Genomic DNA, 14661 nt, shown 5'->3' with positions numbered 1-14661 from the left:
GATGATTAGCTCAAACCCAGAACGCTTGCAGCGTGCTATAGGGTATACATTTAAAGATGATAGTTTATTGCACCTAGCACTTACTCACCGTAGTGCTGGTGGCGTACATAACGAGCGTCTCGAGTTTTTAGGGGATGCAGTGCTTAGTTGGGTAATTGCCGACGAACTGTATCACCGCTTTCCAGATGTGTCGGAAGGCGATTTAAGCCCCATGCGCTCAACCTTAGTAAAGGGGAAAACCCTAGCAGAGTTAGCGCGTAGTTTTGAATTAGGCGAATATATTAAGCTTGGTCCTGGTGAATTGAAAAGCGGTGGTTTTCGCCGTGAGTCAATTTTGGCAGACGCCGTTGAAGCTATTATCGGCGCAGTATATTTAGATAGTGGTAACGATAGCGCCAAAGAAATGCTTTTGCGTTGGTATAAAGAGCGCTTAAATACCATTGAGCCAGGCCTTAGCCAGAAAGATCCTAAAACTAGATTGCAAGAAATATTGCAGTCTAGAAAGCAAGCCTTACCTGATTATCAAGTCGTTGAAATTAAAGGCGAAGCTCATAATCAGCAATTTACCGTAAGCTGCTCAGTAGAAGGTTTGGAAAAGCCGGTTATTGGGATTAGCACTAGCCGTCGCAAGGCCGAGCAAGTGGCGGCTGAACTGGTATTGGAGCGTTTAGTATGAACTATGATACCCGTTGTGGCTTTGTAGCCATTGTTGGTCGTCCAAATGTGGGTAAATCGACCTTACTGAATGCTATTTTAGGCCAAAAGGTAAGCATTACATCTAAAAAGCCACAAACTACGCGCCACCGTATTTTGGGCATTGATACCGATGATATTTATCAAACAATTTTTGTTGATACGCCGGGATTACACATTGAAGAACAGCGGGCAATTAACCGCTTAATGAACCGAGCTGCTACCAGTTCGCTGGGCGATGTTTCGATGGTGATCTTTGTGGTTGAAGGTACCAAGTGGAACCCCGATGATGAGTTGGTTTTAGGCAAGTTGCGCCACTTGAAAGTGCCAGTTGTATTGGCAATTAACAAAGTGGATAACGTACAAGAAAAAGAAGAGCTGTTTCCGCACATGCAAATGATGCAGGAGAAATTCGACTTTTCTCATATTCTGCCTATTTCCGCTAAGCAGGGGAAAAATGTTGAACAGCTGCGTGATTGGGCACAGCAAACCTTGCCTGAGAACGTGCACTTCTTCCCAGAAGATTACATTACCGATCGCTCTTCACGCTTTATGGCGGCAGAAATTGTGCGTGAAAAGTTGATGCGATTTACTGGCCAAGAACTACCATATTCTACCACCGTAGAAATTGAGCAGTTCAAAATGCAAGAAAACGGTGTTTACCAAATTAACGCACTTATTTTGGTAGAACGCCCTAGTCAAAAGCGCATGATTATTGGCAGTAAAGGCGATAAGTTAAAAACCATCGGTAAAGAAGCCCGTCTAGACATGGAGCGTTTGTTTGATAACAAAGTATTCTTGGAGATGTGGGTTAAAGTTAAATCTGGTTGGGCTGACGACGAACGCGCTTTGCGTAGTCTAGGTTACGGAGACGAATAAGCTTGCCTGAACAGGCACTCACACCCGCGTTTGTTATTCATACGCGGCCATATCGAGAAACCAGTTTGTTAGTTCAGCTGTTTACCCTCGAATATGGCAAAGTGAGTGCTGTGGCTCGCGGGGCTAGAGCGAAACGCTCTAAGTGGCGAGGCATATTGCAACCCGGCGTTCCTCTATTAGTTGAGCTTAGTGGTAAAGGCAGTTTACGTAACTTTAAGCAGGTTGAAGCCAGTAATTTAGCGCTACCGCTGTTTGGACAATATCTTTATAGCACCCTTTACCTTAATGAGCTGCTCTATTACTTGCTGGAAGAAAATACCGCTTATCCAAACTTGTATCATCATTATCAAGACAGCTTAGTGGCCTTAGCCAAACAGCAGCCTTTAGAGGGCTGTTTACGCGAGTTTGAGCTGTTGCTGGTGGCTGAGTTGGGTTTTGCCCTAGCCGAGCCGCAAGAATTCGCTCAAGGTCTTAGCTATCAATACCGATTACATGAGGGTTTTGTGGTGAGCAACAGCCGCTTTTCGCAGGTGGAATTTAGCTATCAGGAAATACTTATGTTATTAGCTTTTGACCCACAGCAAGCACAACACTTATTATGTGCCAAAAGGTTTTGTCGAATTGTGATTGCCCAACTGCTCAATGGCAGAGAGTTGACCAGTCGCAAATTATTCAGTCAAATTAAAACTACCAATAGAGCCTTCAATTAAGGCCTTGTTGAAAAAGGAATATTTGTGAGTGAGATTTTATTAGGCGTAAATGTTGATCATATCGCCACACTTCGCCAAGCACGCGGCACGACATACCCAGATCCTGTGCTTGCTGCTGGTATTGCCGAGATGGCTGGCGCTGATGGTATTACCATTCATTTAAGAGAAGACCGTCGTCATATTGTTGACCGTGATGTTGCTATCATGAGTCAAACAGTGCAAACCCGCTTAAACCTAGAAATGGCTGTTACCGACGAGATGGTAGCCATTGCTTGCGAGCACAAACCTCACTTTGTGTGTTTGGTGCCAGAAAAGCGTGAAGAGTTAACCACCGAAGGTGGTCTGGATGTTGTTGGCAAGCTTGAGAAGATCACTGAAGCTGTTACTAAGCTGACTGACGCGGGTATTTTAGTTTCGCTATTTATCGATGCCGATGATGAGCAGATTGATGCTTCTATTGCTTCTGGCGCGCCATTTATTGAGCTGCATACTGGTCATTATGCCGATGCAGAAGATGAAGCCGAGCAGCAAGCTGAGCTGAAAAAGATTGCCGCTGCGGCCAGTTATGCTGCAGACAAAGGCTTAAAAGTAAATGCTGGTCATGGCTTGCATTACCATAATGTATTGCCAATTGCAGCTATGCCAGAAATTATTGAACTTAACATTGGTCATGCGATTATTGCGCGTGCAGTAATGGTTGGTATGGACGCCGCCGTTCGTGAAATGAAAACCTTGATGGTTCAAGCTCGCCAAGATGAAGCATAAATTGTGGCGATAGTAGGCTTAGGTACCGATATCGTTCAAGTAGAGCGAATAGCCAATAGCAAGCAAATGCATGCGTTGGCTAAGCGGGTATTAACCGAAGCTGAATTTGCGCGGTTTGAGCAGCATGCTGCCCCAGCGCGTTTTTTAGCAAAACGATTTGCTGCTAAAGAAGCAGCTGCAAAAGCGCTGGGAACAGGAATTGCCAAAGGTGTTGGTTTTCAACAAATAGAAGTGTCCAATAACCAATTTGGTAAACCTGAATTGGTATTTAGCGGCGCTGCAATGGCCTTGTGCGAGCAGCTTAAGGTAAGCAGCCAGTTTATTAGTATTAGTGATGAGCGTGACTACGCGGTAGCTACCGTGGTGCTAGAGCGCTAATTAGGAGAAGAACATTGGTTGAACGATATCGCGTTCAGTTAGACCTGTTTGGTCTAATGAAATTATTAGCCTTGGTAGGTTTTGGTGTGGGTGTGATTGCTGGTTTAGCATTACTAATTTATACGGTAATGAATGGTGGCAACATTATTCAGGCGATATTGCCTATGATTATTTCGCCGTTTAGTAATGCTTTAGTAACAGCTTTATTTGGTTTAGTTAGCTACCCATTTTATAACTGGTACTGTAATCGTAATCGCGGTCAAGTATTAACCGGTCGCTTCCTTAAAGAGCAAGAAGCTAATCAAGATATTTAGTTAGCTTGCTTACAATGATTGCCAAAGAAAAAAGCCGCATAATAGCGGCTTTTATTTTGCTCCAAATACCTTGGAAGCTTAGCGTTGCTGCTGATTTAACTGCTTGGCAGCCTGTTTGACCTTTTCAATTTCATCACTTAATTCCAGCAATTCGGGCTCAACCTGAGCAACATCACCGTGCTGACGTAGGCTATCTTCGATGGTGGTTGTAAGTGACTCTAAGCGCTTACAACCACTGTATGCACAACCTCCGCGGAAGCGATGAACTAGCAGCACAAATTCGTCGGCATTGATTTGCTGATTCAGTATCTGCTCAATTGCTTCTTCTATCTCTACAAAGCTGTCTTGCAACATAACAAACATATCTATGGCTAAGGCTTGGTTGTTGTTAGCGCGTTGCATGGCTAGTTTCCAAGACAGGCTAGCATTTTCAAATTCAATAGTTTTAGGTTGATCCAAGGTGGCGGCAAAGTCTTCTCGGCTAAGCAATTTAGCATTGGGTTGCCAGCGGTGGATAAGCTTCTCTAGTGAAGATTCATCTATGGGTTTTGCTAGGTAATCATCCACACCTTGCCCCAACAACTGCTCTTTTTCGCCCGCTAGAGCATGCGCAGTAACCGCGATAATTGGGGTTTGTTCATTTTTACTGTTCTGGCGAATTTTTTGGGTAGCGCTAATGCCATCTAAAATCGGCATTTGTATATCCATTAAGATGAGATCGTAACTTTCTTCTTCAGCTTTAGTGATGGCTTCTAAGCCATTAGTACAGGTATCAACTTGGGTAACCAGTTCATGCAGCATTGCTGATATAAGTTTTAAGTTTGCCGCGTTGTCATCTACCGCTAGCACCTTTAACACCAGTTTCGAGCGGGAAACTTTTGCCATTGGCGTAACAACATCATTTACAGCAATCTTCTCATCAACTAATGCTTGCGCTAGTTTGCGATGGTTAATTGGCTTACTCATGCAGTGTTTAGCGCCTGCTTCAATAACCCGTTGGTGAATATCTGGATCGCTGGAATTGATTAATACAATCACTTCCGAGCTACGCTCTAACGCTTCGGCTATTTTCTTTTGTAAGGGCTCGAGTGTTTGCCAGTCGCTATGGCCAATGATTACCGTGCCCGAGAAGTCTTTAATCGCACTTTGCCACTGAGCATCGTCAGTTGCGGTTTGCAGTGGCAATTGCCATTGTTGGGCTAAACCGCTAATCACAGACTGGCTGACTTGGTGCGGTTCATATAGCAACACAGATAGCTGACTTAGCGCGGTTAATGGCAGTGGGGCTCCCAGTACCATGTTGGCTTGTTCTAGGTGAATATCGAAACTAAACACTGCGCCTTTTTCAGGCTCGGAGCTTAGTTTGATATCGCCACCCATATGTTGAACCAGCTTTTGAGTAATGACTAAGCCCAAACCGGTGCCGCCGTATTCGCGGTTAATACTGGTATCTGCTTGTTTAAAGGCCTGGAACAATTGCGATTGTTGCTCTTTAGAAATGCCAATGCCGGTATCTTTCACCGAAGCATTAAGTACAACTTGCTGGCCTTGTTGCTTGATTAAACTAATCGCAACGGTAATTTCACCCTGATGGGTAAACTTAATGGCATTGCCTAGTAGGTTAGTGAAAACTTGTTGTAAACGCAGTGGGTCGCCACGTAAGCCTTCTGGCACATTTGGTTCTATCAGTAGGTTAAGTTCTAAGTTTTTATCTTGAGCACTTGGTGCTAGCAGTGTCACCACGTCGTTGATGGTATCTCGGAAGTTAAAATCAATGCGCTCGAGCTTGAGTTTTCCTGCTTCTAATTTAGAGAAATCAAGAATGTCATTAATGATGGCAAGTAGATTGTTGGCTGACTTTTCAATGGTGAGCAGGTAGTCGGCTTGATTACTGTTTAGCTGAGTCTTAAGCAGTTGACGAGCAAAGCCAATGACACCATTTAACGGAGTTCTTAACTCGTGGCTCATGTTGGCTAAAAATTCCGATTTCGCCTTAGCGCCTTGTTGCGCCTCTTTTTTGGCAATATCTAACTCAATGTTTTGAATTTCAATCTGTTCAAGCGTTTCACGCAAATCACTCGTGGCTTGGTCAATACTTTGGTGCATTTCCTCATGATATTCGGCTAGCGATTTAGCCATGGAGTTAATACCGTGTTTCAGCAACCCCAACTCGCCGGTGTAACTGCCATCAACACGGGCATCTAAGCGACCTTGGCGGATCCGGTCAACAATGTTCACCATGTTGGTAATGGGTTGGGTAACTTGCTTACTTAATTGGAAGGCGAATAACACACTAATGAGTACGCCAAATAACACAATAAACAGCGCTACCGTGGTATCCCTAAACTGCAGCAGTAAGGCGCGGTCTTTGTTGTACTGCATTGAGATGTAACCGAGCAGCTCTGGTTTTCCGTTACTAAAGGCGGCAAAACTACCTTCGGCTTCAGCCCAGATTGGCGCACGCAAAATAATTCGATTGGGGTAAATTTCTACCTGAGTTGATTGCGGCAGCGGTAGTTCTGGATCGCTTTGTAGCAAGCGAATATTGCGGTGGTAGTTACTGGTTACAAAAAGCTGGTTGTGTTTATCGTACACCGCAATACTTTTAATTAACGGTGACATCTTTCGATGAGTAACGCTAATCAGCGATTTTACTTTTTCCCGGTTATAACGGCTTAGGCCAACTTCACTGGCTATGGCGAGAGGCTCAATAACATTAACACCTTGCTCGATAACAAAGTTATCCAATTGCTGATTTCGGTTAAAGGTGAAGTAGCTCGCCAACAAGATACCGACAAAAAGTGTAGGTATAATAGTGAGAATATATACGCGGGCGCGTAAGCCATACTTGGTCATAAACGTTTCTTATGGGAAAATGACATGGTTCCAATCGCTTATGATGACATAAGCCCGTCCTTTTTTGTATTCACCGAGTAAATAAGTCTCTTCTATGGCCCAATTTTTTAAAGCAAAAGCAAAACCTACCTCGATAAAGGCAATTAGAGACGCTCAAGTTCTAGCGCTTGATCACCATTTAAACGGAGTGGTCAAACACCAAGGCAAAACCTATTTTGTTGACGGGGTGTTGCCTGGAGAGCGGGTTGATGTATTGCCTAGTGCTAAATCGGGCCCAGCTAAGTTACTTAAACGTTTAAATGATGCGCCCCAGCGCATCGAGCCTGCTTGTCAGTTCTACCAAGAGTGTGGTGGGTGTAGTGCCCAGTATTTGTCGGCCCAGGCTCAGCGAGATTACAAACTAAAAGCGGTAGCTGAGCTCATCAGCCGCCAGTCTGGTTATCAAGACTTGCCCGAGTTTGAAATATTAAGTGGAGATGGTTGGCATTACCGACGCGCTACTCGTTTGAGTACTTGGTTTGATAAACAGCGTGGTTGGCAGCTTGGTTTTCGTAAAAAGTCCAGTAAAGACATTGTGGCTATATCAGAATGCATTGTGCTTAAGCCTCAGCTGTCGGCTCTACTGGTGCCTCTTCAGCAATTAATAAAAACATGGCCAAAGTCTATCAATTTAGGTCATATCGAGCTTATTGACTGCCAGCCACAAATTGTTTGCCGGATCCGTGTTCGTAACCAGCCTTCCGATAAAATTGCAGTGCAATTACGCAGCTTTGCTCAGCAACATTCCATAGCACTAGTCATCGCTACCGATGAGCAATCGAGCTATTTGATGGGGGAGCAGGCTTACTACGATTTGGCTGAACAGGATTTGCGCTTAGCCTTCACACCCGGTGACTTCATTCAAGTGAATGAAGTCATGAATCAAGCTCTGGTTTCTAAAGCTTTAGAGTGGTTACAGCCTTGTGCAGAGGACCAAATACTGGATTTATATGCCGGCATTGGTAATTTTAGCTTGGCTCTGGCGCAAAAGGCGCAACAAGTGATTGCGGTTGAAGGTGTTACAGCAATGACTAAGCAAGTGCTCGTTAATGCTGAGGCAAATGGCTTAAGCAATATTAGTGCATTTAGTGGCGATTTAGAGCAAGTTGAAACCGCTAAAGCCTGGCAGAAAACCAAGGTCAATAAAGTATTACTCGACCCTGCTCGAGCAGGAGCAAAACTAGCCATTTCACAGGTTGCCAAGCTTAGTCCAAGCACCGTAGTATATGTCTCATGTAATCCTGCTACCTTAGCCAGAGATGCCAAAGTGCTTAAACAGGCGGGTTATCGCTTAAGTAAGTTGGCGTTAGTAGACATGTTCGCACACACTGAACATGTAGAAACAATGGCTTTATTTGAACGTTAATGGTTGATGAGCAACCGGTGTTGGTAGCATTGATATAGGAATTTTTGTTGTATGGTTTCGGTACGAGAAACACATCTAAATGAACAACTTTTATTTGATGAGAATCAGTGGGTTGCTAGCCTTGATATTGCGGTAGAAGATCAACAGCACTTGTTTGCCGCCAGCAACTACTTTCGTGCTTTAGAAGCAGATAAAGACCAAGTCCATCGTTGTTTAACCAAGGGTAAGGAGATGGTGGAAATCTTAGTTACCCTTAATATGGATTTGCCAACCCTAGAAGCTGCGTTGTTATTTCCGTTTGTTGATGCTGGTTTGCTCGCAGAAGAAAAACTTAGCCCACAATTTAGTGATGAAGTGATCAAGTTGCGTCACGATGCGGCGCAAATGGACGCAATGAAGGCGCTAAGAACCGGTCAAAACAAAAGCCTGTCATCTGGGCAAATAGATAATGTGCGACGGATGCTGCTGGCCATGGTGGGTGATGTTCGCGCTATTGTGATTAAGTTGGCTGAGCGTATTTGCTTTTTGCGAGAAGTAAAAAATGAAGAGGAAGAGATCCGCGTATTAGCGGCCAAAGAAAGCCAAGATATTTATGCTCCGCTAGCGAACCGTTTGGGGATAGGCCAATTAAAGTGGGAGTTAGAAGATTTTACCTTTCGCTACTTGCATCCGGTCACCTACAAACAGATTGCCAAGCAGCTAGATGAAAAACGCCTCGCAAGAACCCAGTATATCGATGATTTTGTGGCTAAGTTGCAGCAAGATATTGAAGCTGCAGGCATTGATGCGCAAGTTTATGGTCGCCCAAAACATATTTACAGCATTTGGCGAAAAATGCAGAAAAAGGACTTATCTTTCGATAAGTTGTTTGACGTGCGTGCAATTAGGATTGTGGCTGAAAAACTGCAAGATTGTTACGCCATATTAGGCATAGTACATACCTCGTGGCACCATATTCCTAGCGAATTTGACGACTATGTTGCCAATCCAAAGCCGAACGGTTACCAATCTATTCACACCGTGGTAATTGGACCAGAAGGTAAGTCGATAGAGGTTCAAATCAGAACCAAGCAAATGCATGAAGAGTCTGAGCTTGGCGTGGCTGCACACTGGAAGTATAAAGAGGGTGGCAGCGGCGGTCGCAATGACTTCGAAGACAAAATTGCGTGGTTGCGTAAGCTATTAGCATGGCAAGACGATATTGCCGAAAATGGTGCCATGCTTGAGGAGCTTCGCTCTCAAGTATTTGACGACCGGGTATATGTATTCACCCCAAGCGGTGAAGTGATTGATTTGCCCGCGGGCTCTACTCCTTTAGATTTTGCCTACTATGTGCATAGCCAAGTGGGGCACCGCTGTATCGGCGCCAAAATTGGCGGCAGAATTGTGCCCTTTACATACCAGTTACACACTGGTGAGCAAGTCGAGATTATTACTCAAAAAGAATCTAGCCCCAGCCGTGATTGGCTCAATCCTAATTTGGGCTATGTGAAGTCCTCGCGTGCCCGCAATAAAATAGCGACCTGGTTTAAAAAACAAGACAAAGACAAGAACCAAGTTGCCGGTAAAGAGCTGCTTGAAGCAGAGTTACATAAACATGGTTTTAAACTTAGTGATGCTGAGCTGTGTGTAGAGCGTTTCAATGTTAAAAATCTCGAAGATTTGCTGGCTGCTGTTGGTGCGGGTGATGTAAAACTAAGCCAATTGATTCATCATTTGCAGGCCACGCTCAATAAACCAACCGCAGAAGAAGAAGATCGCCAAGCATTAGAAACCATTGCCAAAAAGGCAGAGCATCACGGCCAAAAGAAAAAGCGGGCTAAAGACTCCATCGTAGTAGATGGCGTTGGCAACCTGATGACCCATATTGCTAAATGTTGTCAGCCTATACCGGGTGACAGTATTAAAGGCTTTATTACCCAAGGGCGTGGTATTTCTATTCATAGTCACGACTGTGAACAGCTTGCTGAGTTAGTGAGTCGCACACCAGAGCGAGTGATTGATGCGGTATGGGGCGACAATACTGCCAGCAGTTATAGTTTAACCATTCGCATTATTGCTAATGATAGAAGCGGTTTGTTACGTGATGTCACCACGGTGTTGGCTAACGACAAAGTGAATGTGATGGGCATGCAAAGCCACTCAGATGTAAAAAGCCAAACCGCTACCATTGATATGGAAATAGAGATTTATAACTTGGAAACCTTATCGCGGGTATTAGCCAAAATAAATCAGCTTAACCATATTATCGAAGCGCGCCGTTTACGCTAACTATTCAGGAATTTTCATTTCAATGTCACAACGCCCTTATAGCATAGAGACGCTGTTAAGCATTATGACGCAGCTGCGCGACCCAGAAACGGGTTGCCCTTGGGACCAAAAGCAAGATTGGCAAAGTATTGTTCCTTATGCCATTGAGGAAACCTACGAGCTGGCAGATGCAATTAACCAAGCTTTAGAGCGAGCAGATTTTTCAGAAGTGAAGCTTGAGTTAGGTGATGTGCTATTTCAGGTGGTGTTTTACGCACAGTTTGCTAAAGAGCAGGGCGATTTTGATTTTGCCGATGTGGTGGATGGCATTTGTGAGAAGCTTATTCGCCGTCATCCCCATGTTTTCACTGAACAAGCTTTTAAGAATGAAGCGGCCATTAAAGCTAATTGGGAAGCAGAAAAAGCCAAAGAGCGCGCCAGTAAAGCGCAATCTAGCAGCGTGAGTGTATTAGACGATGTGCCCTTGGCGCTTCCGGCTTTAAGCCGAGCGCAAAAACTACAAAAGCGTTGTGCTAATGTGGGTTTTGATTGGCCAGATGTGGATCCTGTTATCGATAAGGTAGAAGAAGAGTTGGTGGAAGTTAAGCAAGCCATTGCCGAGAAGAACCAGCAAGATATTGCTGAAGAAATCGGTGATTTGTTGTTTTCTTGCGTAAATTTAGCCCGAGCTTGTGATTTTGATGCAGAAGACTTACTACGTTCTGCTAACCAAAAGTTTACCCGTAGATTCCAAGGCGTTGAAGTGCTGGCAAGGGATTCGGGGAAAAAATTAGAAAATATGAGCCTTTCAGAGATGGATGCGCTGTGGGATAAAGTGAAAGAAAATTACAAAAATTGATTTACAACAAAACCACTAAATCTTAGTCTTGATAGAGTGACATTGATTGTGGTGTTAAAGAGGCTTTGCTATACTATGTCCCCGTCCAAGTATCGCAGATACGCCCTTAACACATCCAACTTCTCAGGTTAGACATGACAACAAAGTACATTTTCGTCACTGGAGGCGTAGTATCCTCCTTGGGTAAAGGTATTGCCGCTGCATCATTAGCTGCGATCCTCGAAGCTCGCGGTCTTAAAGTGACCATTATGAAGCTTGACCCGTACATTAACGTTGATCCCGGCACAATGAGCCCGATCCAACACGGCGAAGTATTTGTAACCGAAGATGGCGCTGAAACTGACTTAGATTTGGGTCACTACGAGCGTTTCATTCGTAACAAAATGACTAAGCGCAATAACTTCACTACGGGTCGTGTTTATTCTGATGTACTGGCTAAAGAACGTCGTGGTGATTACTTAGGCGCAACTATCCAGGTGATCCCTCATATCACTAACGCAATTAAAGAGCGTGTTGTGGCGGGCGGCGAAGGTGTAGATGTAGCCATTGTTGAAATTGGTGGCACCGTGGGTGACATCGAATCGCAACCTTTCTTAGAAGCTATTCGTCAATTAGGTACCGAGATTGGCCGCGAACGCGCCATGTACATGCATCTGACTTTAGTTCCATATTTAGGTGCCGCTGGCGAAGTAAAAACTAAGCCTACTCAGCACTCAGTTAAAGAGTTGCGCTCTATTGGTATTCAGCCTGATATTCTTATTTGTCGTAGCGACCGTGCAATTCCTGCTAACGAGCGCGCTAAGATCGCCTTGTTCACTAACGTGCCAGATCGCGCGGTAATCTCCTTAAAAGATGTTGATAGCATCTACAAAATTCCAGCATTGCTTAAGTCTCAAGGCTTAGACGCTCTAGTGACTGAACGTTTCGGTATAGATTGCGAAGAAGCTGATTTGAGCGAATGGGAACAAGTTATTTACGAAGAAGCTAACCCAACCAATGAGATTGTTATTGGTATGGTGGGTAAGTATGTTGAATTGCCTGATGCTTATAAATCAGTTAATGAAGCGCTAAAACACGGCGGGCTTAAAAACCGTTTAAGTGTGAAGATTCAATATGTAGATTCTCAAGATCTTGAAGTAAAAGGCACCGATGTACTAAAAGACTTAGATGCGATTTTAGTACCAGGCGGCTTTGGCGAGCGTGGCGTAGAAGGCAAGATTTTGGCCGCACAATATGCTCGTGAGAACAATGTACCTTACTTGGGTATTTGTTTAGGCATGCAAGTAGCGTTAATTGAATATGCACGTAACGTCGCTGGTCTAAAAGGTGCCCACTCAAGTGAGTTTGACCCAAAATCAAAACACCCAGTAGTTGGTTTAATTACCGAGTGGATTGATGAAGACGGTAAAGTAGAAACCCGTGATGTAGATTCTGACCTAGGCGGCACAATGCGTCTTGGCTCGCAGCTTTGTCATCTAACCAAAGGGTCTAAGGTGGCAGAGTTATATGGCAGCGTAGAGATTTATGAGCGCCATCGCCATCGCTACGAAGTTAACAATACTTTATTGCCAAAAATTACCGCGAAAGGCTTACAGGTAACGGGTCTTTCTTCGGATAAGAAGTTAGTAGAAATCATTGAAAACCCAGCTCACCCTTGGTTTGTGGCAGCACAATTCCACCCTGAATTCACGTCTACGCCTCGCGATGGACATCCGTTGTTTGCAGGTTTTGTAAAGGCAGCTGGTGAATTTAATAAAGCTCGCTAGACTCAATTAGCGAGTAATGTTTTTTAGAGAGTTAGAAGTTCATTTATATAGAGGAAATTAGTAATGTCTAATATCGTAAAAGTACTTGGTCGCGAAATCATGGATTCACGCGGTAACCCAACTGTAGAAGCTGAAGTACACCTAGCTGACGGTTCTATCGGTATGGCTGCTGCTCCATCTGGCGCATCAACTGGTTCACGTGAAGCCCTAGAATTACGTGACGGCGATAAAGCTCGTTACTTAGGCAAAGGTGTATTAAAAGCAGTTGAAGCTGTAAACGGCCCAATCGCAGAAGCACTTGCTGGTAAAGACGCATTGGCTCAAGCTGAGCTTGACCAAATCATGATCGACCTAGACGGCACTGACAACAAAGCTAACTTTGGTGCTAACGCTATCCTAGCTGTATCTCTAGCTGCTGCTAAAGCTGCTGCTGCTTCTAAGAAAGTACCACTATACGCTCACATCGCTGACCTAAACGGTACTTCAGGTGTTTACTCTATGCCTCTTCCAATGATGAACATCATCAACGGTGGTGAGCACGCAGATAACAGCGTAGACATCCAAGAATTTATGATTCAGCCAGTTGGCGCTGCTAACTTCCGTGAAGGCCTACGTATGGGCGCTGAAGTATTCCACAGCCTAGCTAAAGTTCTTAAAGCTGGTGGTCACTCAACTGCTGTTGGTGACGAAGGTGGTTTCGCTCCAAACCTAGAGTCAAACGAAGCTGCACTTGCTGCAATTAAAGAAGCTGTTGCTGGCGCGGGTTACGAGCTAGGTAAAGACATCACTCTAGCTATGGATTGTGCTGCTTCTGAATTCTACGACAAAGAAGCTAACATCTACGACCTTAAAGGCGAAGGTAAGAAATTCACTTCAGAAGAGTTCAACTTCTTCCTTAAAGATCTTACTGAACAGTACCCAATCGTTTCTATCGAAGACGGCTTAGACGAGTCTGATTGGGACGGTTTTGCTCACCAAACTAAACTTCTAGGTGACAAAATCCAATTAGTTGGTGACGATTTGTTCGTAACTAACACTAAGATCCTTAAGCGTGGTATCGACAACGGCATCGCTAACTCTATCCTAATTAAATTCAACCAAATCGGTTCTTTAACTGAAACTTTGGCTGCAATTAAAATGGCTAAAGACGCTGGCTTCACTGCTGTTATCTCTCACCGTTCAGGCGAGACTGAAGATGCAACTATCGCTGACCTAGCTGTTGGTACTGCTGCTGGCCAAATCAAAACTGGTTCACTAAGCCGTTCTGACCGTGTTGCTAAGTACAACCAACTTCTACGTATCGAAGAAGCTCTAGGTTCAAAAGCACCTTACAACGGTCTTAAAGAAGTTAAAGGCCAGTAATTCTTTTGAATTAAGCCGATAGCTTTAAAAATCCTCGCACTAGCGGGGATTTTTTTTGCCTAGGATTTAGATAAATAACACGCTGCTTATGGAGTAACAAACGGCTTTATGGGATTATCTCTGTTAGGGAGGAACCATGCGTTCGTTTAAGATTTTACTGATATTGATTGTTTTGCTGTTGCAGTATCAACTGTGGTTTGGCAAAAACTCGCTGAATGACTACTTCGCGCTGCGTGAAGAGGTCACCAAGCATGACTTAGCAAATCAAGAATTAGCGCAGAGAAACTCGGTGTTAGTCGCCGAAATAGCTGATCTACGCAGTGGTTTAGACGCGGTAGAAGAGCATGCGCGTAATGAACTTGGCATGATTAAGCAGGGTGAAACTTTTTATCGCATAATTCCATCCTCCGAAATAGAACAATAA

The 14661-nt window shown here is 44.2% G+C and carries 13 protein-coding genes; 12 read left to right on the top strand and 1 reads right to left on the bottom strand.

The genetic code is table 11. The features are described from left to right. The first annotated feature begins 1 nt into the window (after position 1). The 6 genes from rnc to LQZ07_RS17605 are packed head-to-tail and all read left to right on the top strand — an operon-like array spanning position 2 to position 3739. Positions 2 to 676: a ribonuclease III gene (gene rnc / locus LQZ07_RS17630; RefSeq protein ID WP_152782130.1), complete on the top strand. Its 675-nt coding sequence runs from the start codon at positions 2 to 4 to the stop codon at positions 674 to 676. Further along, positions 673 to 1572, top strand: coding sequence for a GTPase Era (gene era / locus LQZ07_RS17625; protein WP_016402853.1), 900 nt, complete (start codon positions 673 to 675; stop codon positions 1570 to 1572). The genes rnc and era overlap by 4 nt, the downstream gene beginning before the upstream one ends. A gap of 2 nt (positions 1573 to 1574) precedes the next feature. After that, on the top strand, positions 1575 to 2282 hold the full coding sequence (gene recO / locus LQZ07_RS17620; RefSeq protein ID WP_152781643.1) for a DNA repair protein RecO: 708 nt from the start codon (positions 1575 to 1577) through the stop codon (positions 2280 to 2282). Between the two features lie 24 nt (positions 2283 to 2306). Then, on the top strand, positions 2307 to 3047 hold the full coding sequence (pdxJ, locus tag LQZ07_RS17615; protein WP_249483228.1) for a pyridoxine 5'-phosphate synthase: 741 nt from the start codon (positions 2307 to 2309) through the stop codon (positions 3045 to 3047). A 3-nt stretch (positions 3048 to 3050) separates the two neighbouring features. Continuing rightward, a complete protein-coding gene (gene acpS, locus LQZ07_RS17610; protein ID WP_249483226.1) occupies positions 3051 to 3425 on the top strand; it encodes a holo-ACP synthase in 375 nt (124 codons plus the stop codon). A 14-nt stretch (positions 3426 to 3439) separates the two neighbouring features. Beyond that, positions 3440 to 3739 carry a hypothetical protein gene (locus tag LQZ07_RS17605; protein ID WP_016402849.1) on the top strand — a complete coding sequence of 100 codons (300 nt, stop codon included), beginning with the start codon at positions 3440 to 3442 and terminating at the stop codon, positions 3737 to 3739. A gap of 78 nt (positions 3740 to 3817) precedes the next feature. Here the strand turns inward: LQZ07_RS17605 and barA are convergent, their stop codons facing one another. After that, entirely contained in the window at positions 3818 to 6595 is a 2778-nt protein-coding gene (gene barA / locus LQZ07_RS17600) for a two-component sensor histidine kinase BarA (protein ID WP_152781641.1), read from the bottom strand. 94 nt (positions 6596 to 6689) lie between these two features. Between barA and rlmD the strand changes: the two genes are divergently transcribed. The 6 genes from rlmD (at position 6690) to ftsB (ending at position 14661) form a co-directional block, all read left to right on the top strand. Beyond that, positions 6690 to 8000: a 23S rRNA (uracil(1939)-C(5))-methyltransferase RlmD gene (rlmD, locus tag LQZ07_RS17595; protein ID WP_152781639.1), complete on the top strand. Its 1311-nt coding sequence runs from the start codon at positions 6690 to 6692 to the stop codon at positions 7998 to 8000. 51 nt (positions 8001 to 8051) lie between these two features. Further along, positions 8052 to 10271, top strand: a complete 2220-nt coding sequence (relA, locus tag LQZ07_RS17590; protein ID WP_016402845.1) for a GTP diphosphokinase — start codon at positions 8052 to 8054, stop codon at positions 10269 to 10271. 22 nt (positions 10272 to 10293) lie between these two features. After that, complete coding sequence (mazG, locus tag LQZ07_RS17585; protein ID WP_152781637.1) at positions 10294 to 11109, top strand: nucleoside triphosphate pyrophosphohydrolase; 816 nt, start codon at positions 10294 to 10296, stop codon at positions 11107 to 11109. Between the two features lie 134 nt (positions 11110 to 11243). Further along, positions 11244 to 12875, top strand: a complete 1632-nt coding sequence (locus LQZ07_RS17580) for a CTP synthase (RefSeq protein WP_152781635.1) — start codon at positions 11244 to 11246, stop codon at positions 12873 to 12875. Between the two features lie 63 nt (positions 12876 to 12938). After that, entirely contained in the window at positions 12939 to 14237 is a 1299-nt protein-coding gene (gene eno / locus LQZ07_RS17575; RefSeq protein WP_016402842.1) for a phosphopyruvate hydratase, read from the top strand. Between the two features lie 136 nt (positions 14238 to 14373). Beyond that, entirely contained in the window at positions 14374 to 14661 is a 288-nt protein-coding gene (gene ftsB, locus LQZ07_RS17570) for a cell division protein FtsB (RefSeq protein ID WP_016402841.1), read from the top strand.

The sequence above is a fragment of the Agarivorans sp. B2Z047 genome (assembly GCF_023373605.1).
GTDB classification, from domain to species: domain Bacteria; phylum Pseudomonadota; class Gammaproteobacteria; order Enterobacterales; family Celerinatantimonadaceae; genus Agarivorans; species Agarivorans albus.
The sequence above is the reverse complement of the archived record's forward strand: the minus strand, read 5'-3'. Positions and strand labels throughout refer to the sequence as shown.